The organism is Burkholderia sp. S-53 (genome assembly GCF_025560745.1).
Classification (GTDB): domain Bacteria; phylum Pseudomonadota; class Gammaproteobacteria; order Burkholderiales; family Burkholderiaceae; genus Burkholderia; species Burkholderia pyrrocinia.
Genome location: NZ_CP090484.1, coordinates 2,180,571 through 2,200,047, shown reverse-complemented (window position 1 = coordinate 2,200,047; position 19,477 = coordinate 2,180,571). Strand labels below are relative to the sequence as shown.

Annotated in this window: 16 protein-coding genes; all 16 read right to left on the bottom strand. The window is 65.8% G+C overall.

From position 1 onward, the window contains the following. Positions 1-25: 25 nt before the first annotated feature. The 16 genes from LXM88_RS32030 to LXM88_RS31955 all read right to left on the bottom strand — a co-directional run bounded on the left by LXM88_RS32030 (position 26) and on the right by LXM88_RS31955 (position 19,476). Positions 26-613, bottom strand: a complete 588-nt coding sequence (locus tag LXM88_RS32030) for a PqiC family protein (RefSeq protein WP_318654694.1) — start codon at positions 611-613, stop codon at positions 26-28. Continuing rightward, positions 613-2,229 (bottom strand): PqiB family protein, encoded by a 1,617-nt coding sequence (locus LXM88_RS32025; RefSeq protein ID WP_262543454.1) that lies wholly within the window; start codon positions 2,227-2,229, stop codon positions 613-615. Before LXM88_RS32025 ends, LXM88_RS32030 begins: the two co-directional genes overlap by 1 nt. Then, the gene (locus LXM88_RS32020) at positions 2,204-3,493 is read right to left on the bottom strand and encodes a paraquat-inducible protein A (RefSeq protein ID WP_262543453.1); all 1,290 of its coding nucleotides are present in this window, start codon (positions 3,491-3,493) and stop codon (positions 2,204-2,206) included. The genes LXM88_RS32025 and LXM88_RS32020 overlap by 26 nt, the downstream gene beginning before the upstream one ends. Next, entirely contained in the window at positions 3,490-4,959 is a 1,470-nt protein-coding gene (locus LXM88_RS32015; RefSeq protein ID WP_262543452.1) for an efflux transporter outer membrane subunit, read from the bottom strand. The genes LXM88_RS32020 and LXM88_RS32015 overlap by 4 nt, the downstream gene beginning before the upstream one ends. Position 4,960: 1 nt before the next feature. Beyond that, positions 4,961-8,155 carry an efflux RND transporter permease subunit gene (locus LXM88_RS32010; protein WP_262543451.1) on the bottom strand — a complete coding sequence of 1,065 codons (3,195 nt, stop codon included), beginning with the start codon at positions 8,153-8,155 and terminating at the stop codon, positions 4,961-4,963. A 12-nt stretch (positions 8,156-8,167) separates the two neighbouring features. Then, on the bottom strand, positions 8,168-9,337 hold the full coding sequence (locus LXM88_RS32005; RefSeq protein WP_262547024.1) for an efflux RND transporter periplasmic adaptor subunit: 1,170 nt from the start codon (positions 9,335-9,337) through the stop codon (positions 8,168-8,170). Positions 9,338-9,353: 16 nt separating this feature from the next. Continuing rightward, entirely contained in the window at positions 9,354-9,749 is a 396-nt protein-coding gene (locus tag LXM88_RS32000; protein WP_262543450.1) for a hypothetical protein, read from the bottom strand. 27 nt (positions 9,750-9,776) lie between these two features. After that, complete coding sequence (locus tag LXM88_RS31995) at positions 9,777-10,277, bottom strand: YMGG-like glycine zipper-containing protein (RefSeq protein WP_262543449.1); 501 nt, start codon at positions 10,275-10,277, stop codon at positions 9,777-9,779. 133 nt (positions 10,278-10,410) lie between these two features. Continuing rightward, the gene (locus tag LXM88_RS31990) at positions 10,411-10,968 is read right to left on the bottom strand and encodes a lipid-binding SYLF domain-containing protein (RefSeq protein WP_262543448.1); all 558 of its coding nucleotides are present in this window, start codon (positions 10,966-10,968) and stop codon (positions 10,411-10,413) included. A 168-nt stretch (positions 10,969-11,136) separates the two neighbouring features. Further along, positions 11,137-11,523 carry a response regulator transcription factor gene (locus tag LXM88_RS31985; protein WP_262543447.1) on the bottom strand — a complete coding sequence of 129 codons (387 nt, stop codon included), beginning with the start codon at positions 11,521-11,523 and terminating at the stop codon, positions 11,137-11,139. A 130-nt stretch (positions 11,524-11,653) separates the two neighbouring features. Beyond that, complete coding sequence (locus LXM88_RS31980) at positions 11,654-12,289, bottom strand: response regulator transcription factor (protein ID WP_262547022.1); 636 nt, start codon at positions 12,287-12,289, stop codon at positions 11,654-11,656. Continuing rightward, positions 12,286-13,791 (bottom strand): PAS domain-containing sensor histidine kinase, encoded by a 1,506-nt coding sequence (locus LXM88_RS31975; RefSeq protein WP_262543446.1) that lies wholly within the window; start codon positions 13,789-13,791, stop codon positions 12,286-12,288. The genes LXM88_RS31980 and LXM88_RS31975 overlap by 4 nt, the downstream gene beginning before the upstream one ends. 148 nt (positions 13,792-13,939) lie before the next feature. After that, positions 13,940-14,374 carry a hypothetical protein gene (locus LXM88_RS31970; RefSeq protein WP_262543445.1) on the bottom strand — a complete coding sequence of 145 codons (435 nt, stop codon included), beginning with the start codon at positions 14,372-14,374 and terminating at the stop codon, positions 13,940-13,942. Positions 14,375-14,384: 10 nt separating this feature from the next. After that, a complete protein-coding gene (locus LXM88_RS31965) occupies positions 14,385-14,753 on the bottom strand; it encodes a copper-binding protein (protein WP_262547020.1) in 369 nt (122 codons plus the stop codon). Next, positions 14,744-17,950: an efflux RND transporter permease subunit gene (locus tag LXM88_RS31960; RefSeq protein ID WP_262543444.1), complete on the bottom strand. Its 3,207-nt coding sequence runs from the start codon at positions 17,948-17,950 to the stop codon at positions 14,744-14,746. Before LXM88_RS31960 ends, LXM88_RS31965 begins: the two co-directional genes overlap by 10 nt. Beyond that, on the bottom strand, positions 17,947-19,476 hold the full coding sequence (locus tag LXM88_RS31955) for an efflux RND transporter periplasmic adaptor subunit (protein WP_262543443.1): 1,530 nt from the start codon (positions 19,474-19,476) through the stop codon (positions 17,947-17,949). The genes LXM88_RS31960 and LXM88_RS31955 overlap by 4 nt, the downstream gene beginning before the upstream one ends. Position 19,477 lies beyond the last annotated feature (1 nt).

Here is a 19,477-nt window from a genome sequence, read left to right as displayed (position 1 = left end):
ATTCCAACGAGTTTCGGATTTGGCATTACTTGCGAGCATTCCCTCGGATAAATGAAGCAATATCCCGACTCACCGAACCGAGCGCCCGATCATGTGCCGTGACCAGCGCGTCGTAACCCTGCCCCTGCACCGGCTCGTGCGCGACGGAGCGGCCCATCACCACATCGGGCTTTCCCGGCGCGCGGATCGCCCACTGCGCGTCGATCGTGACCGAATCACCCGGCATTGAATCGAAGCGCATCACGTCCACGCGCACCCGCCAGGCCGGCGTGGCACCCACGCCGCTATCGAACACGTTCACCTGGGCCGAACCGAGCAGCATGCCGAGATCGGCCGCGATCACGCGCGCGATATCCGTCTTCAGCGGCTCGGCCCAGCGTGCGAATTCATCGATGTCCACGCGGCTACCGGCCGCGCGCGTGACGATCTGCGGCCGGTCGACGACTTCAGGCACGGTCACGGGGCTCACCACGACATGAACCGGCGCAGCGGCGCCGTCGCCGGTGAGCGTCGCGTCGGGACTCAACGTATAGAAGCGGGCCATCGGCGAACTGCCACAGCCGCCGAGCAGTCCGGCCATCAGCGCGACGGCGATGAGCGAATGGATGCGCATCATGGCCGACCCTCCGTCTTGCCTCGCACCAATGCTTCCGGATGCCGCTCGAGGTAGTCAGCCAGCGTCCTGAACGCCGCAGCCGTGCGGGCGATCTCCCGCATCGCATCGCCGGTGTTCTGCTGCAGCTCCGAGCCCGGCTGCAGCGCACTGTTCGCGGAATCGAGCGCGGAGTGCGCCGATGCCAGCGTATCGCGCGCCTGCGGCACCACGGTGTCGAGCTGCTTGAGCAGCAGGTTGGCGCTCGCCAGCGTCTGTTGCGCGTTGTTGCCGATCTTGTCGAGCGGCATGCCGTTGAGTTTCGCCATCAGGTGTGTCACCGAATCCTGCAGCGATTGCAGCGATCCCGGAATCGCCGGCAGTTCAGGCGGGTTGGCGGCCCAGTCGATCGAAGCCTTCGCTGCTTCCGGAAAGAAATCGAGTGCGACGTAGAGTTGCCCGGTCAGCAGGTTGCCGGTCCTCAACTGCGCGCGCAGCCCGCGCTCCACGAGCAGGTTCGCCAGTTGCTCGGGATGCTGGGACAGGCGCCCGCCTTTGGCGCCTGTCCGGTAGCGCGACGTGAAACGCTCCGGATAAAGATTGAATTCGACAGGAATGCTGAACTTGCGGGTTTCGCGATCGAAGCGCGTATAGATTCCCGTCACTTCGCCGACCGTCACGCCGCGGAAATCGACGGGCGCCCCGACCACCAGGCCGCGCACCGAGTCGGTGAAGTTCACCAGAAACTTCGAGACGATGGCGTCGTGGCGCTTCATCGCCTCCGCGCGGTCGTGGTACAGCGTGAACGTCATGTCGGTCGGCGCCGCCGCCTGCTCGAGCGGCTCGCCTGGTGTCTCGAACGCAATGCCGCCGATCATGATCGACACCAGCGACTGCGTCTCGACCCGCAAGCCGTCGGGGCTGAGCGCGACGTCGATGCCGCTCGCGTGCCAGAACCGCGAATCCGTGTTCACGAACCGGTCGTACGGCGCATTGACGAACGCGTGCACCGTCACGCCCTTGCCGTCCGAGTCGAGCGAATACGAAACGATCTGCCCGACCTGGAGCCGCCGGAAATAGACCGGCGTGCCGACGTCGATCGACCCCATGTCCATGCCTTTCAGCACGAACGTCCGGCCCGGCTCGTCACTCGTGAACACCGGCGGCGTCTCCAGGCCGGTGAACGTGCGGCGCGCGCCCTTCGCATCGCCGACGTCGGCGCCGATGAACGAACCGGACAGCAGCGTGCCGAGGCCCGACACCGTGCCGCCGGCAATGCGCGGGCGCACGACCCAGAAGCGCGTGTTGTCGACCAGCAGCGTCGTCGCGTCCTTGGAGATATCGGCGGTCGCCACCACGCGCTTGTGATCGGTGGACAGCACCACCGTCCTGACGACGCCGATATCGACGTTCTTGAACTTGATCTTGGTCTTCCCGGCTTCGAGACCTTCTCCGGTCCTGAAGGTGATCGTGATCGTCGGGCCTTGTTCGATGACGGCCTTCACCGCCAGCCATCCGCCGATCAGCACGGCGACGATCGGCACGAGCCACACGAGTTGCATGCGCCAGCGCGAGCGCGTCGTGGCGACGGCGTCCGGTATGTCCGGCATGTCAGGCTTCTGCTCGGGGCCACCCATGATGCTGCTCTCCAGTGTCCCAGATCAGGCGGGGGTCGAACGTCGTCGCCGCGAACATCGTCAGCACCACCACCGCCCCGAACGCGATCGCCGCAGGACCGGCCTTGATCGTCGCCAGCGCCTGGAACTGCACGAGCGCGACGAGCATCGTGATCACGTAGATGTCGAGCATCGACCAGCGCCCGACGAATTCGACCATCCGATAGATGCGCGTACGCTGTTCCTGCAGCCATCGCGAATGCCGCTGGACCGAGAACGCCAGATACGCGAGCGCGAGAATCTTGAGCAGCGGCACCGCGATGCTCGCGACGAACACCACGACCGCGAGCGGCCACGATCCGGAGACCCACAGATAGACGACGCCGCTCAGGATGGTGTCCTTCTGCGCACCGAACAGCGAACTCGTGTACATCACCGGCAGCACGTTCGCGGGGATGTAGAGGACGATCGCGGCAATCAGCAGCGCCCACGTGCGCGACACGCTCGCGGGTTTGCGCAGGTGCAGCGCCGCGCCGCAACGCGGACAGGCCAGACCGTGCGCGTCGGCCGGCGCGCGTGCGAGTTGCCCGCAGTCGTGACACAGCGCGAGGCCGCAATCGGCGGCCGTGACGGCACCGCGCGGCATCGGCATGCCGCTGCCGCGCCCGTCGCCATGGCCCTGCGCCGCGTCGATACGCGACCACAATTCATGCGCATCGAACGCCGCGCCGGCGGCGGCAAGCACGAGCATCAGCCCGCCGAACGAATAGAGCGCGACGCCCGTCACGACGCTCGCGATGTGGGCCAGCTTGACCAGCGCCACCAGCAAGCCGAGGATCAGCACTTCCGTCATCCCCCACGGCGCCGCGAGGTGGCAGAGCCGAAACACGAGCGCCGCGCACGCCGGCACGCGGTTCATCCGCAGCGGCACCAGCAGCCAGAGCATGCCGGCGATCTGCACGAACGGCATCAGCATCGTGGTCGCGAACACGAGGCCCGCGAGCGGCCAGATCCCGTCCGCATACAGCACGCGCACGGAGCCGGCCAGCGTCGTCTCGACCACCGTCCCGCCGACCGACAGGCCGACGATCGGGTACAGGTTGGAAATGACGAACAGCACGCCCGCGGCCGTGGCAAACGCCAGCGCGCGCGACAGGCTGTCCTCGCGGTTCCGGTAAAGCTCCGCATGGCAGCGCCGGCAACGCAGCGCGCCGCCAGGCGCCACCGGCACGTTTCGCTGCAGCAGGTCGCATTCGTGGCAGACGATCAGGCCGGCGCGGTTCATCTCGGCCCCTCGTCGGCCACGGGCCGATCGGCGGCGGCGCGCGGCGGTGCGGTCATCCGCTCGGCCGTGACGACCCAGCCCCCGCCCATCGCCATGTAGAGATTGACGAGCGACGTGAGCGTCGCGCTGCGCGTCTGCGTGTACGACAGCTCCGCATTGAACAGCGTGCGCTCCGCGTCGAGCACCTCGATATAGCTCGTATAACCGCCCTCGTAGCGCAACCGCGCGAGCCGCTCGTACGTGCGCAACGCGTCGATCTGGCGCGCCTGCGTGGCGAGTTGCTCGCGCGACTTCTGCGATCCGATCAGTGCGTCCTCGACCTGCTGGAACGCGACCTCGATCGCCTTCTGGTACGCGTAGAGCGCTTCCTGCTGACGCGCCTCTGCCTGGCGGACCTGCCCGGAAATGTTGCCGCCGGTGAAGATCGGCAGCGTCGCCGATCCGGCAAACGACCAGACGCGCGCGGGCCCGGTAAAGAGATTCGAGAACTGCGCGCTGACCGAACCGAACAGCCCGGTCAGCGAAATCGACGGGAAGTACAGCGCGCGGGCCGCGCCGATCAGCGCGTTCTGCGCGATCAGGTTCTGCTCCGCCTGCTGCAGGTCGGGCCGGCGTTCGAGCAGATCCGCCGGCAGCCCCGCGGGAACCGCGGGCGTCTCCAGCTCGGCGAGCGCGCGGCCGCGTACGATCGGGCCGGGATTGCGGCCGAGCAGCACGGACAGCGCGTCCTCCTGTAGTGCGATCTGCGTTTCGAGCTGCGGGATGGTCGCAAGCGTCGTCTCGTATTCGGACTGGCTCTGCGCCAGCTCCATCTGCGACACTTCGCCCCCGTTGAAACGCGCGGTGAACACCTTGACGGAGTCCGCGCGACTCGCTGTCGTCGCTTTCGCGATCTCCAGCTGGCGGTCGAGGCTGCGCAGCGTGATGTACGACGACGCGACCGACGCCACCAGCGCCAGGATCGTCGCGCGGCGCGCCTCCTCGCTCGCGCGCAGGTTGGCACGCGCGGCTTCGGTTTCGCGCCTGACCTTGCCGAACAGGTCGAGGTCCCACGTGGCGGACAGGGTCGCCTGAAACTGGTTCGACACCGACGGAACCGTCGGCGGCAGCGGAATCGCGCCGCTTCGCGACGAGCGCTGGCGCGTGGCGTCGAACCCGGCGGCGACTTGCGGAAACAATGCCGAGCGCGTGCTGACGAACTGACCGAGGAATTCGTCGACGCGCGCCGACGCAACCTTGACGTCGCGGTTTTCCGCCAGCGCGGTCGCGATCAATGCGTTCAATGTCGGGTCCTGGAACTGCTCCCACCACGCGCTGTTGGCGACGTCCGCCGCCTCGCCGGACGCGAACCGGAACGACGCCGGCGCGTCGACCTTGGGCCGCACGTAGTCCGGGCCGAGCAGGCATCCGCCCAGGCCCATCAGCAAGACCGGCGCGCAGAGGCGCCAGAGCGCGGCGCGTCGCATGTCAGTCGTCCTTGCAGGGTGCGGATGGCGCGGTGTGCGGCGACCCGGGCCCGGCCTCCGACGAAGGCGGCAGGGCCTTGCCGCGCGAGCGCGACGACATCGCCTCGAGCAGGTAATAGAACATCGGGATGAAGAACACGGCGATCGCCGTGGCCCCGAGCATCCCGCCGATGACGCCCGTGCCGATCGAATGGCGGCTGTTCGCCGACGCGCCGAGCGCGATCGCCAGCGGCACGACGCCGAGGATGAACGCCAGCGAGGTCATGACGATCGGCCGCAAGCGCTCTTCCGAAGCGGTGAGCGCCGCGTCGTAGGGCGATGCACCCGCCTCGCGGTTGATCACCGCGAACTCGAAGATCAGGATCGCGTTCTTGGCGGCCAGCGCCACCAGCATCGTCAGCCCGATCTGGAAGTAGACATCGTTATTGAGCCCGCGCAGCAGGATCGCGACCAGCGCGCCGAACATCGCGAACGGCACCGCCATCAGCACGCCGAACGGCAGCGACCACTTCTCGTATTGCGCGGCGAGGATCAGGAACACCATCACGAGGCCGAAGCCGAACACGAGGCCGGACGTTCCGCCCGCCTTGCGCGCCTCGTAGGCCTCGCCGCTCCACGCGACGTCGTAACCGGGCGGCAACTGTGCCGCCAGCTCTTCCAGCACGGCGATGACCTGGCCGGAGCTGTAGCCGGGGGCCGCATTGGCCGTGATCTTGACCGCGGGGAAATTGTTGAACCGCGTGATCAGGTCGGGGCCCGTCACGTACTTGTAGGTCACCACGGACTTGAGCGGCACCATGTTGCCGTTCGTGCTGCGCACGTAGATCTGGTCCAGGTCCTGCGGCTTGAGGCGGTAGGACGGCTCCGCCTGCAGGATGACCTGCCAGAGCCGGCTCGCCCGGTTGAATTGCGACACGTAGAGCGAGCCGAACATCGTCTGCATTGCGCTGTACACGTCCTGGATCGGCACGCCGAGCGTCTCGGACTTGTCGCGATCCACATCGACCAGCAGCTGTTGCGACGATGCGTTGAAGGTCGACGTCACACCCGACAGCTCCGGCCGCGCTTTCGCCTTGTTCACGAATTCCTGCACGACGCCCGCCAACTGCGCAATCGACGCGTCGCCCTTGCTCTGCACCCATACCTCGGTGCCGCCGGTCGTACCGAGCCCCGGAATCGACGGCGGATTGACGGGAATGACGATTCCCTCCCTGATCCTGGACAGGTTCACATACGCATCGACCAGCACGGCGCGGGCGTTCTGCGTCCTGATGTTCGCGAACTTGTAGCGCTCGTCGAAGCCCTTCAGGCCGATGAAGAACGTGCCGGCGTTGTTCTTGTTCTGGCTGTCGAGCAGGCTGTAGCCGTCGACCGTCGTCACGCTGCCCACCGCCGCCTGCTTCATGAAGTAGTCGGCGACCCGCTGCGACACGTCGCCCGTGCGGTCGAGGCTTGCCGCGTCCGGCATGACGATCGCGCCGAGCAGGTAGCCTTGATCTTCCGGCGGCAGAAACGCGCCCGGGATCGCCCTGAACATCAACACCGTCAGCACGATCATGCCGCCGAACAGGACGAGCGCGAGCACGAAGCGCTTGATGACGAACCTGACCGCGCGCGTGTAGCCGGCCGTCAGCCGCGCGAACACGTTTTCGAACCATCGGAAGAAGCCCTTCTTCTCGTGGTGCGTGCTCGTGAGCAGCAGCGCGGCCAGGGCCGGCGACAACGTCAGCGCGACGACACCCGAGATCACCACCGAAATCGCGATCGTGATCGCGAACTGCTTGTAGAGCTGCCCCGTGATGCCGCCGAGAAACGCGACCGGCACGAACACCGCGCACAGCACCAGCACGATCGCCACCACCGGCCCGGCCACCTCGTCCATCGCGCGCTTGGCGGCCGCCTTCGGGTCGAGCTTGTGCACCGTCATGTTGCGCTCGACGTTCTCGATCACGACGATCGCGTCGTCGACCACGATGCCGATCGCGAGCACCATCCCGAACAGCGTCAGCATGTTGATCGAGAAGCCGAGCAGCGCCATGCCCATCGCGGTGCCGAGAATCGACACCGGCACCGCCAGCACCGGGATGACGGTGGCGCGCAGGCTTTGCAGGAACACGAACACGACGATCACGACCAGGATGAGCGCCTCGAAGAAGGTGTGCACGACGTCGGTGATCGACGCGCGCGTGAATTCCGTCGTGTCCATCGCGATCTGGTAGTCGAGCCCTTCGGGAAACGACTTCTTCATGTCCGCGAGCGTCGCGCGCACCTGCTTCGACACATCGAGCGCGTTGGCGCCCGGCTGCTGATAGACCGCGATGATCGTGGCCGGCTTGCCCTGGAAGCGGCTGCGGATCGAATAGTCCTTCTGCCCCAGCTCGGCCCGCCCCACATCCTTGAGGCGGACGATCGCCGTGCCCTGGCTCGCCGCACGGATGATGATGTTGTCGAAGTCGGCCGGCTCGGCGAGGCGGCCCGGGGTCGTCACCGCGAACGACTGCTCGACCGCGCCGCCGGTCGGCGCCTGACCGAGCCGCCCGACCGCGAACTGCTGGTTCTGGTTGGCGACCGCGCGCTGGACGTCGGCTGCCGTGACGCCCAGTTGCGCCATCCGGTCCGGCTTCAGCCAGATGCGCATCGCATAGTCGGGGGTGCCGAAGATGGCCGACTGATTGGCCCCGCCGATGCGCTTGATCGCATCGAGCACGTAGATGTTCGCGTAGTTCGCGATATAGGTCGCGTCGTAGCGTTCCTGCGGCGAATAGATCGCGATGACCATCATGAACGCCGACGATTTCTTCTGGATCTGCACGCCCTGCGCCTGAACCGATTGCGGCAGTTGCGGCAGCGCCAGGTTCACGCGGTTCTGCACGTCCACCTGCGCGAGTTCGGGGTTGGTGCCGATCTCGAAGTACGCGTTGATCGTCAGGTTGCCGGTCGACGAGCTGGACGAATTCATGTAGATCATGTTGTCCGCGCCGTTGACCTGCTGCTCGATCGGCGCGGCCACGTTGTTCGCGACGACGTCCGCGCTCGCACCCGGATAGGACGCCGCAATCGTGATCTGCGGCGGCGTGACGTCCGGGTACTGGGCCACCGGCAGCGCGAGCATCGTCAATGCGCCGCCCAGCGTGATGACGATCGAGATGACGGACGCGAAGATCGGCCGGTCGATGCAGAAGTGGGAGATGTTCATGAGGCCGCCCCGTCACTGGGCCGCGGCGACGCCGGATCCGCTCGCGGCCGACGGCGGCGCCCCGGGAACGATCTTCAGCGGCGTATCCGGCGCCACGCGGATCGCCCCGTCGACCACCACGCGCTCGCCGGCCTTCAGCCCGTCGGCGATGAACCAGTCGTCGCCGTGCCACTCCCCGACTTCGACGACGCGCTGATGCGCCTTCGATTCATTGTCGACGACCCACACGTAGTGACTCTTCGCGCCCTGCAGGACAGCGCGCTGCGGCACCAGCACCGCGCCGGGCCGCGTCGCGCCGGACACGCGCGCGCGCACGAACTGCCCGGGGCGCAACGTGCCGTTCGGGTTGTCGAACACGGCGCGCACCAGAAACGTTCCGGTGTCGGTGCTGAATGCCGGGTTCGCGAAATTGATCCGGCCGCGCTGCGGAAACTCCGTACCGTCGGCCAGCACGAGCGTCACGACGAATTCGTCGTTCGGCGGGAAGCGCAGCTTTCCTTTCGCGATTTCATCGCGGCGCTTGAGCATCTCGTTCTCGGAAATGCTGAAATTCACCCACATCGGGTCGAGCTGGTAAATGTACGTGAGCAGTCCCGCCGCGGTGGCCGTGACGTAGCTGCCGTCCTGCTGCCGGGCGAAACTCGACAGGCCGGTGATCGGCGACTTGATCGTCGTGTAGCCGAGGTTGAGCTGCGCCGTCTGCACCTGCCCCTGCGCGGCGATCACGGCGGCCTCGGCCTGCTGCACGTTGCCGACTGCGTCGTCGAGGTCCTTCTTGCTGAGCGCGTTCTGTGCGGCGAGCGGCCTGACCCGAGCGAGATTTTCCTTTGCGACATTGAGCCTCGCCTGCTGCTGCGCGAGCTGTCCCTTCGCGGTCTGCAGCGCGGCATCGAACGGCTTGTGGTCCATCTGGAAGAGCGTCTGGCCGGACTTCACCATCTGACCTTCGACATAGGTGCGCTTGTCCAGGAATCCGTCCACCCGCGCTCGAATCTCGACCTCGTGCGAACTCTGCGTCTGCGCAGTGAATTCGAAGTCCACCGGCGTATCGCGCGGCGCGACCGTCACGATGGTCACTTCAGGCTCGCCGAGCTTCGGGACCGCTGCCGGCTTCTTGCATCCCGTGCAGACGGCGAGGGCCGCGATCAGCGGCATCGAAAGAATGAGGGTTACGGGCTTCATGGGACGATTCCCGACGCTACTTCGCCGTGCAGTCTCCGAACACCACCACGGCGTCTTCGCGATTGACAAGGGTCGCAGTCATCGTCCCGTCGCGCGTGTCGAGCACGAGTGTCCACGCGAAGCCGAGTTCGGTGCCCTGCATGGCGATCTGGTTCTGGTCTCGCTCCATGAATTGAATCGGTGCGCTGCGCGCGGGTCCGGCAATCGTCTTCTTGTTGAAGTCGATGGACAGGAACCTCGGCGCACCGACGTCCGCGGGTAACGCACGCGCGCAAGCAAGGCCCGGATCGCAGGCGTGAGCCTCGACCGTCGCACATAGCAACGGCTTGCTTCCATCGAAATCGCCGGCCGAAGCGCCTGCGCAAACCAGCAAGGAGATCGCCGCCAACGCCGCAACACCAAGCTTCTTCATGGCTGCATCCTCCACCCGGCCCCGATGCTATTGGCTGGTATAGCCCCGCCCGTTCATGCAGGCGGTCACGGCGCGCGTAAACGTCGACAACTGGCTCGCGGCGTTGCTCTGCACGGCCTGCTGTTGCTGCGCGGCGGCCTGCTCCCGTTGACGCCGGCGCATGGCGCCTCCGGCAGTGCCGGTGACTGCACCGATCGCCGCGCCCTTGCCGGCATCGCCGGCAATTGCGCCGATCGCGGCCCCCATGGCTGCACCGCCTGCGGCCCCCCTCACCGCGCCGCCCTGCTGCGGCGGCGGAGCGGATTCGTTCGCGCCGCGCTGCGCGAGCACCACCGGGTCGACGCCCGTGGTCTGCTTCGCCCATACCTGGCATTCCGCCGTATCGGTCTGCTGCTTCTGCATGCTCTGGCCTTTGGCGGGATAGTAGATCGGCTGCTGCTGTGCGGACGCGAGACCGGCGATCGTCAATGCGACGACGCCGGCCGCGACGTGTGCGACCCGCCATGCGTGGACGTCGGGCGCATGCATGTGCTGCCATGTCCCTTTCGAACGCCGTCGTGAAGATGCCATGTCCGGCCTCGCTTCGTCAGATCATTCCGTTTGCCATGCCTGCCGTGGGGCACTCGCGCGTCACGACGTCACAACGAACGGAATGCCGTCATCACCGATTGAGACGGGTAATCTTCGATCCCCTGAGGCCGACCCCGGCCATCAGCCCTTTCTGATCGAAGATGAACGCGTATATGTCGGATTGAAGCGTCGCCGTGGTCAGGTTCCTCGCGGCACCCGCATCCCCGATCACCACCGTCGGCGCCATGCCGACCTCGAACCCGGAACCCGTCTTCAGGTTGTCGAGCGCCTTGTCCGACATGAACATCATCACGTACCCGTATGTCTGGACACCCGCCTGAAGACCGTAAGTCACCGAGGTCGTTGCGTAGTATCCGGTGACCTTGCCGCCCTCGATCAGTTCGCCCGTGCCGTGCGAAGCGCCGGCAATGAACCCGGCCCGTACCACGCTCGGAAACACGAGAATGCCCTTGGCCTTGGCCGCCACGTCCTTCGCCTGCGGCGTGGCGACGTACAGATTCGCCAGCGCTGCCTGCGCATCCTGGTCGAGGACGGCGTCCTCGGATGCGGTACCGGATTGACTGGTCGAGCAGGCCGCCGTCACGGCAAGCAGCGAGATCGCGGCCAGCTTGCGAATGCATTCGATCATGATGCGTACTCCCGTTGAATTCCCGCAATCGTGCAAGCCCGCGCCATTGCCCATCGCATCTGCCGCACGTTGTCGGATTCAAGTTTGGTTGCCGCATTCATCAAGAACAATGGGACTTTGGTCCCATATGGCACCGGCGGCACAGGCGGCGCCGGCGCGGAGACGCCGTCACGACGGCGACGCGATACCCAATGCGGCGCACACCGTCTTGATCAGCAGTGCATCGTTGAACGGCTTGCGCACATAGGCGATCGCCCCGGCCGCGAGCGCCTGTTCGCGCACGGCGACGTCGTCGTAGGCGGTGATCACGATGACGGGCACGCCCGTGCCGTCGAGGCGCCGCTGCACCTCGAGTCCGTTGAGCCCGGGCATCTGTATGTCGAGAATCACGCAAGCCGGGCGGTATGAAGGCATCGACGCGAGCGTGTCCAGAAAATCGTCGCCGCTCTGAAACGTGTCCGCACCGATGCCGACGGATCGCAACAGTCGCTTGATCGCCCGGCCCACCGATTCATCGTCGTCGACAACTGCAACGAATTGCTTGACGTTACCCATTGTGAGAATTCCGGATTCGGCCGTTGACCGCGTCACAGCGATCCCGCAGATTGAGGCTATCAGGCGAAAAGCGAAACCGGTATAAGACTTTGGTCCAGCGTCGCGACGGACGACGCGCCGAGCCGGGAGCTCAGTGAGCCGGGCGCACGGCTATCGAAGCATCGAAGCCGAGCTTGTCGGCGAGACGCACGAGGTCCGCCAGCGACGCCGCCTCCATTTTCTCCATCACGCGGGCGCGGTGAATCTTGATGGTTTTTTCGGCGATGCCGAGATCGTCGGCGACCTGCTTGTTCAGGCGGCCCGTCACGACGAGCGCCATGACTTCCCGTTCTCGGGGCGTCAGGCGGTCGACGCGCACCTGGAGGCTCGCGAGTTCCCGGCGACGTTCGCCCATCTGCACCGAACGCTCGAGCGCGCGCCCGATTGCGTCGAGCAGAACCGTGTCGCAGACCGGCTTCGGCAGGAAGTCGGCCGCGCCGGCCTTCATCGCGTCCACGGTCGTGCCGATGTCGCCGTGCCCGGTAATGAAAATGATCGGCAGCGCCGCATTCAATGTGCGCTGGATTTCGAGTCCGTTCACGTCCGGCAACTGCAGATCCAGCAGCAAGCACGCAGGGCAGACCGTCAGGTCGGCCGTGCGGAGAAACGCGCGCCCCGACTCGAACGACTCGGCCCGGTAGCCTGACGACCGGACGAGCCGCGACAGCGCGTGCCGTACCGAAGGGTCATCGTCCACGATAAAGACGATCGAAGCGGGATCGTTCACGGTTTCGCACATGAACTGTTCGGTTCGGCGGCGCTTCCTGCCGGCAACGCGACATGAAACGACGCGCCTCGGTCCGCGTTGTTTTCCGCCCAGAGACGGCCGCCGTGCGCAGCGATGATCGTCCGGCTGATCGACAGGCCCAATCCCAGCCCATGCGGCTTCGACGTGAAGAACGGCTTGAAGATCCTGTCGAGCTGGTCGACCGTCAGTCCGTGCCCGCGATCGCATACGCAGATGCGCACCGCGCCTTCGGGCCCGGACCACACCCGCACGGTGACGACACGATCCGCGGCAGGCCCGTCCTGCACCGCGTCAAATCCGTTGAGCAGGAGATTGAGCACGACCTGCTGAAGCTGCACGCGATCGCCACGCACGGCTGGCAGTGCGTCCTCGATGTCGAGCATCGTCCGGATGCGGCGCAGGATCGCGTCGCTATGCACGAGCAGCACGACGTCCCGAACGACGCCGCCGACGTCGAGCGGTTGCAGATCCACATCGCCCTTGCGCACCAGCGCGCGCATTTTTCGGATGATTTCACTCGCGCGGCAATTGTCGGCCACGATGTCCTTCAGGGTCTCCCGCACCTCGGGCAGGTTGATGGAAGTCCCTTCCAGGAAGTGCTGTGCGGCCTGCGCGTTGCTCAGGATCGCGGTCAGCGGCTGGTTCAGTTCGTGCGCGAGCGACCCCGCCAGTTCGCCGAGCGCGGAGATACGTGTGAGATGCGCGAGCTCCTGCCGGCTTCGCTGCAATTCGACCCGCTCGCTGCGATCGACGATGACCGCGAGCCGGGTCGGCGCGCCGTCGACGCAGCATTCGCTTGTCGTCACTTCCGCCGGGAATTCCGCGCCGTCGCTGCGTCTCGCCACCACGGATTGCATCGACTGCACCAGCGGCGGCAGGTGTGGCGCAACCTGCGCATTCCGCTCGACACTCGCGGGACAGCCGGTAAACAGCATCCGGCCGGACACGCCGTTCAATGCATCGCCGCGGTACCCGAACAGCGCCAGCGCCGTTTCATTGGCAAAAGCGATTTCATTGCGCTCGTTGAAACCGACGATCGCGACCGGTACGCGTTCGAACGCGTCACGCATCGGCGTTGCCGTTTCACGATGATCCGGATCGGGTTTCGAACGCTTGCCGAACCAGGGGATGCGTGCTGCCGCGTCCGACGCGCGGCGCAGCGCCGGCGGAATATGCAAGCCCGCATGCGCGATGATTCCTTCGCCGCGGGGCTCCCGCCGCGGTGCCGCGCATTGCGGCGCAGCGACGCCGAACGGCGCGCTGCGCTCATGCTCGTGGTGAGATGAATGCCGGCCCGCCGGGCCGATACTCGAGCCGACCGGCGCTTGCAGTTGCGTGTGCAAGTTATGTAAGCGCCACACGAACGACACCATGGCCGCCGCCAGCACAACCTCGGTATCCAGCGTAGGGACAGACATGGCTGCTTCTCTCCGTGGCGACGCGCGGCCCCTCTGCACCGTCACACCTGCTGCGGCGCGCAATCGCTCAAGCAGTCCGCCCGCGGAACGGACCGCGATAGCCCCGATGCTCCACCGTGTTCCGGCGCTTCATGCGTGGTGTTGCGTTTGCTACCTGCCGTCCGAGAATCGTCGACGCAAGCCGCGATTACTCGCGCACTCGAAACCAATTCTAGGTATACGGATCGATTTGATTCCAGTTCAGACGGCAATTTTCGCCGTCGTCACGCGAATATTTTCGATAAATTTGATTGAAGTCATTGATATGGCGGTACGTCATTCGTCGCTTCATTCTCGAAGGCACGATCGGCGCGACGAGCGCAAATTGGGTGCCGAACAGCTCATAGCGCCGCAGCGCCACGAACAGCAGCATTCCCGTCATCACGATCGCCTGAACAAGAACGAAGATGCTGGCCGGAAAAACGAGCGTCTTCCGGCCGACATTGCGCAACTCGCTATCGGTGGGCTCGACGTGCGCCGCATAGCCGACGAGCCCGTTGTTTCGTGGTCCGACTGATACGCGTTGGCGAAATTCGTTCGCATGGCGGCCCCTTCGCCTGCTCCCCCGGCGTGCCGGCGCGCTGGCGGAAACCTGCGCGCCGGCCATCCATGCTTCGTCAGGAGCGCTTTTCGAGCTTCACGATGGTCAACGTGCCGTTGACTTGTTCAACGCGCACCTTGACCTTGTCGCCTTCCTTGACCTGCTTGAGCATCGCGGCATCCTTCGCCTTGAACGCCATCGTCATCGGCGGCATGCCGACATTTTCCAGCGCGCCGTGCTTCAGCGTGACCTTGCCGCTCGCGGCATCGACCTTCTTCACTTCGGCATCGGTCAGCGCGGCATTCGGTGCGGCCGAGCCGTCCGACGACATTTTCATGCCGGACATGTCCATGCCGGACATTTCGCCGGCGGCAAATGCGGGGGCGGCGAAAGCGCCGATCGCGAGAACGGCGGCGGTGGTAGCAATCAGTTTCTTCATCGGGATTCTCCGGTTTGGGTGGATGGCACGTTCATGCCGTGAGGAACTGCATCGGAATGCCGCGCATCGCTCGCGCGTCGCACACGACGGCGCTCCAGCAAAAGCCACGCGGCGGGAATGACGAACATCGACAGCAGCGGCGCCGTGACCATGCCGCCGACCATCGGCGCGGCGATGCGCTGCATGACCTCCGACCCGGCACCATGTCCGACCATGATCGGGATGAGGCCGGCAAGCACGACGGCCACCGTCATCGCCTTCGGTCGCACGCGCAGCACGGCGCCTTCGCGAATCGCGTCGAACAGCAGCGCGTCGGTAAGCGGCTCGCCATCCTCCAGCCGGCGATCGAGCGCGCCTTTCAGGTACAGCAGCATCACCACCCCGAACTCGGCAGCGACGCCCGCGAGCGCGATGAATCCGACCGACGTCGCGACCGACACCGCATGGCCGAGCATCCAGATGAGCCAGAACCCGCCCACCAGCGCGAACGGCACGGTCGACATCAGCAGCAGCGCGTCGGCGGCCGAGTTGAAGGTCAGGAACAGCAGCACGAAGATGACGACGAGCGTCACGGGGATCACCGTCCGCAGCTTGGCCGCCGCGCGCTCCAGGTACTCGAACTGGCCCGACCACGCAATCGAATAACCGGGCGGCAATTGGACCTGTTGGACCACGACCTTCTGCATGGCCTTCACCGCGGACTGCAGGTCGGTGTTGCGGATGTCGACATAGACGTATCCGGAAAGCCGCGCATTCTCGCTGCGTATCATCGGCGGGCCGTCGGCGATCGTGATGTGCGCGACGTCGCCGAGCTGGATTTGCGCACCGCGATCGGTGACGACCGGCAACTGCCGCAACTTCTCGAGCGAGTCGCGAACTTCGCGCGGATAACGGATGTTGATCGGGAAGCGCTCGCGCCCGGCAATCACCTCGCCGACGTTCTCCCCGCCCACCGCCGACGATACGACCGACTGGATATCGGCCACCGACAATCCGTAGCGGGCCGCGGCCAGCCGGTCGATGTCCACGTCGATATAGCGTCCGCCGTTCAGCCGCTCGGCAAGTGCCGAGGTTACGCCGGGAACGCCTTTGACGGCCGTTTCGACCTGCGTCGCGATACGGTCGATTTGCGTCAGGTCCGGCCCGGAAATCTTGACGCCTACCGGCGTCTTGATGCCGGTCGACAGCATGTCGAGACGATTGCGGATCGGTGGCACCCATACGTTCGAAAGACCGGGCACCTTGACCGTCCGATCGAGCTCGTCGACCAGCTTCTCGGGTGTCATGCCCGGCCGCCACTGGCTGCGCGGCTTGAACTGAATGGTGGTCTCGAACATCTCGAGCGGCGCCGGGTCGGTGGCCGTATCCGCGCGGCCCGACTTGCCGAACACCGTCTCGACCTCGGGCACGGTCTTGATCAGGCGGTCGGTTTGCTGCAGCAGTTCGCTCGCTTTCTGGGCCGAAATGCCCGGCAGCGCGGTCGGCATGTACAACAGATCGCCCTCGTCGAGCGGCGGCATGAACTCGCCGCCAAGACGCGAAATCGGCACGATCGTGAGCACCAGCGCAACCGTGGCGAGACCAATGGCTGCCCACGGCCGGCGCAACGTCGACTCGAGCAACGGACGATAGATCCGGATCAGCACGCGGTTGATCGGGTTCGCGTTTTCGTGCGGAATCCGCCCGCGGATCAGGTAACCCATCAAGACAGGCACGAGCGTGACCGACAAACCGGCTGCCGCCGCGATCGTGTAGGTCTTCGTGAACGCCAGCGGAGAGAACAGCTTGCCCTCCTGTCCTTCCAGCGAGAACACCGGAATGAACGACAGCGTGATGATGAGCAGCGAGAAGAACAATGCCGGCCCTACCTCAGCGGCCGACGTCGCGATGAGCTCCCAGCGCTGCGCGGCGGTCATCCGCGTGTCGGGGAACTCATGCTCGAACGCTTCCAGGTGCTTGTGCGCGTTCTCGATCATCACGATGGCCGCGTCGATCATCGCGCCGATCGCGATCGCGATGCCGCCGAGCGACATCAGGTTCGCGTTGACGCCCTGGTAGCGCATCACGATGAACGCGGCCAGCACGCCGAGCGGCAACGACAGAATGGCGACGAACGCGCTGCGCAGGTGAAACAGGAACACGGCACAGACGAGCCCGACGATGATGAACTCCTCGATGAGCTTGTCCTTCAGGTTGTCCACCGCGCGTTCGATGAGTTGCGAGCGGTCGTAGGTCGTGACCACTTCGACTCCGGCTGGCAGCGAGCGCTTGAGGTCGGCGAGCTTCGCCTTGACGGCATCGATGGTCTTCAGCGCATTCTTGCCCGAGCGCATCACGATGACGCCGCCGGCGACCTCGCCCTGGCCGTTCAGCTCCGCGATGCCGCGACGCATCTCGGGACCGATCTGGATGCGTGCGACGTCGCCCAGCAGCACCGGCGTGCCGGCGTCGTTGGTCCGCAATACGACATGCCGGAAATCGTCGAGCGAGCGCAGGTAGCCGGACGAGCGCACCATGTACTCGGACTCGGCCAGTTCGACGACCGAGCCGCCCGATTCCTGATTCGCCTTGCCGAGCGCATCGGCTACCGCGGCCTGAGTGATGCCGAACGCGCGCAGCTTGTCGGGGTCGAGCACGACCTGATACTGGCGCACCATGCCGCCGATGCTGGCGACCTCGGAGACGTCCGGCACCGCTTTCAGCTCGAACTTCAGGAACCAGTCGTTCAGCGCGCGCAGTTGTCCGAGGTCATGCTGTCCCGTCCTGTCGACCAGCGCGTATTCGTACACCCAGCCCACGCCGGTCGCGTCCGGCCCGAGCGAGACCGTCGCGCCCTGCGGCAGGCGGCTTTGCACCTGATTCAGGTATTCGAGCACGCGCGAACGCGCCCAATACTGATCGGTCTTGTCGTCGAACAGCACGTAGACGAACGCATCGCCGAACGACGAGTACGCGCGGATGGTCTTCGCGCCCGGCACACCGAGCAGCGTCGTCGTGAGCGGGTACGTCACCTGGTCCTCGATGACTTGCGGCGCCTTGCCCGGATACGATGCCTTGACGATGACCTGGGTGTCGGACAGGTCGGGCAGTGCATCGAGCGGTGTTTCGGCGACCGAGTACAGGCCCCAGCCCGTGACGAGCACGGTCGCGAGCAGCACCAGGAAGCGGTTCTGGATGGACCAGCGTATGAGCCGGGCAATCATTGCGCGCCTCCGACCGGTTCGACCTTCGTCAACTGGTAGCCTTCGTCCGACTGCCTGAAGACGAAGTGCACCGACTGTCCGGCCTTGACGTCGGGGAAGGCATTGGGCGCCGGCTTGTCGAACGCCATCGTCATCGCGCCCCAGCCTAGTGCCGGCACGGGTTGGTGGGAGAACGTGATGTCCGTGGCGGTCACTTTTTCGACCTTGCCGGTGGTCTCGTAGGTCTGCGCCACGGCAGCAGGTGCGGACACCGGCGCGGCCGCGCTTGCGCCGGTGCCGCCGTCGAGCCTCGGCAACACGGACTTCAGGCTCGCTTCGGAATCGATCAGGAACTGGCCGGATGCGACAACCGTGTCGCCGTCGTTCAGACCGCTCAATACCTCGGTTTCGCTGCCGATGTCGTTGCCGACGGTCACCGTCGCCGGCTGCAGGCGCCCGTCGCCGTTCTTCACGATGACGATCGAGCGTTTGCCGGTCGTGATCACCGCTTCGGACGGCACCAGCAGCCTCGACACCGCCTTCTGGCCGGCAACGCGCACGCGCATCAGCATGCCCGGCGTCAGCTTGAGCGCGGCGTTGTCGATTTCGAGTCGCGCCTGCAGCGTGCGGCTGGTGGTGCTGATGCCGGGCAGGATTTCGCGGATGCGCCCGGCGAAGTGTTGTGCCGCGTCACCGGCAAACGTCGCGTCGACCGTCATGCCGGGTTGCACATTCAGCGCGAGGGACTCGGGAATCTCGACGATGAGCCAGAGCTTCGACAGGCCGGCAATCTTCGCGAGCGTCTGCCCGGGCGCGACCATCGCGCCGTCACGGACGTTCAGTTCGCTGACGACGCCAGCCTCGGGCGACGTCAGTACGACGTGCGTCTGAGCCTTGCCGGTTCGGTCCAGGCTGGCGATGATGCCGTCCGGAATCGACATGGCGCGCATCCTCGCGCGCGATGCGTCGAGGAGGCTGCCATCCATGCCGCCGCGCTTGAGCGCGAGATATTCCTCCTGCGGCGCGAGCCAGTCCGGCACGAACAACGACGCGATCGGCGCACCTTTCGCGATGCGTTGCATCGGCGCACTCGCATACAGCCGGTCGATATAGCCGGTGACGCGCGATTGCACGACATCCGATCGCGATTCGTCGAATTGCGTCGTGCCGACCGCGTCGAATCCGCCCGTCGTTTCCTGCCGACGCACGGTCGCATAGCGAATGCCGAGGTTCTGTTGCAGGCCCGGGTCGATCCTGATGCCGGAAGCGCCGCCGCCTTCGTCCGCGTAGACAGGCTCCAGTTGCATGTTCATGAAAGGCGACTTGCCGGGTTGGTCGAAATGCTGGTTCGGCACCATCGGGTCGTGCCAGTACAGCACCTTCCTGCCGGTCTTCGGGTCGATCCTGTCGCCTGACGAAGCCGCGACCGTCGAGGCTGCGGCCGCGGGCGTTGCCGCATGGCGTGTGCCCGCAAAGTAGCCTGCCTCGAGCAACGCCGCGCCGGCGAACAGGGTCAGCACCGCGCGCACCAGTGGTTTCTTGGTCATT

Excerpts from the sequence above, each read along its gene's own strand:
- LXM88_RS32030 (WP_318654694.1), bottom strand. The coding sequence starts at position 613 with ATGCGCATCCATTCGCTCATCGCCGTCGCGCTGATGGCCGGACTGCTC.
- LXM88_RS32025 (WP_262543454.1), bottom strand. The coding sequence starts at position 2,229 with ATGGGTGGCCCCGAGCAGAAGCCTGACATGCCGGACATACCGGACGCC.
- LXM88_RS32020 (WP_262543453.1), bottom strand. The coding sequence starts at position 3,493 with ATGAACCGCGCCGGCCTGATCGTCTGCCACGAATGCGACCTGCTGCAG.
- LXM88_RS32015 (WP_262543452.1), bottom strand. The coding sequence starts at position 4,959 with ATGCGACGCGCCGCGCTCTGGCGCCTCTGCGCGCCGGTCTTGCTGATG.
- LXM88_RS32010 (WP_262543451.1), bottom strand. The coding sequence starts at position 8,155 with ATGAACATCTCCCACTTCTGCATCGACCGGCCGATCTTCGCGTCCGTC.
- LXM88_RS32005 (WP_262547024.1), bottom strand. The coding sequence starts at position 9,337 with ATGAAGCCCGTAACCCTCATTCTTTCGATGCCGCTGATCGCGGCCCTC.
- LXM88_RS32000 (WP_262543450.1), bottom strand. The coding sequence starts at position 9,749 with ATGAAGAAGCTTGGTGTTGCGGCGTTGGCGGCGATCTCCTTGCTGGTT.
- LXM88_RS31995 (WP_262543449.1), bottom strand. The coding sequence starts at position 10,277 with ATGCATGCGCCCGACGTCCACGCATGGCGGGTCGCACACGTCGCGGCC.
- LXM88_RS31990 (WP_262543448.1), bottom strand. The coding sequence starts at position 10,968 with ATGATCGAATGCATTCGCAAGCTGGCCGCGATCTCGCTGCTTGCCGTG.
- LXM88_RS31985 (WP_262543447.1), bottom strand. The coding sequence starts at position 11,523 with ATGGGTAACGTCAAGCAATTCGTTGCAGTTGTCGACGACGATGAATCG.
- LXM88_RS31970 (WP_262543445.1), bottom strand. The coding sequence starts at position 14,374 with ATGGCCGGCGCGCAGGTTTCCGCCAGCGCGCCGGCACGCCGGGGGAGC.
- LXM88_RS31960 (WP_262543444.1), bottom strand. The coding sequence starts at position 17,950 with ATGATTGCCCGGCTCATACGCTGGTCCATCCAGAACCGCTTCCTGGTG.
- LXM88_RS31955 (WP_262543443.1), bottom strand. The coding sequence starts at position 19,476 with ATGACCAAGAAACCACTGGTGCGCGCGGTGCTGACCCTGTTCGCCGGC.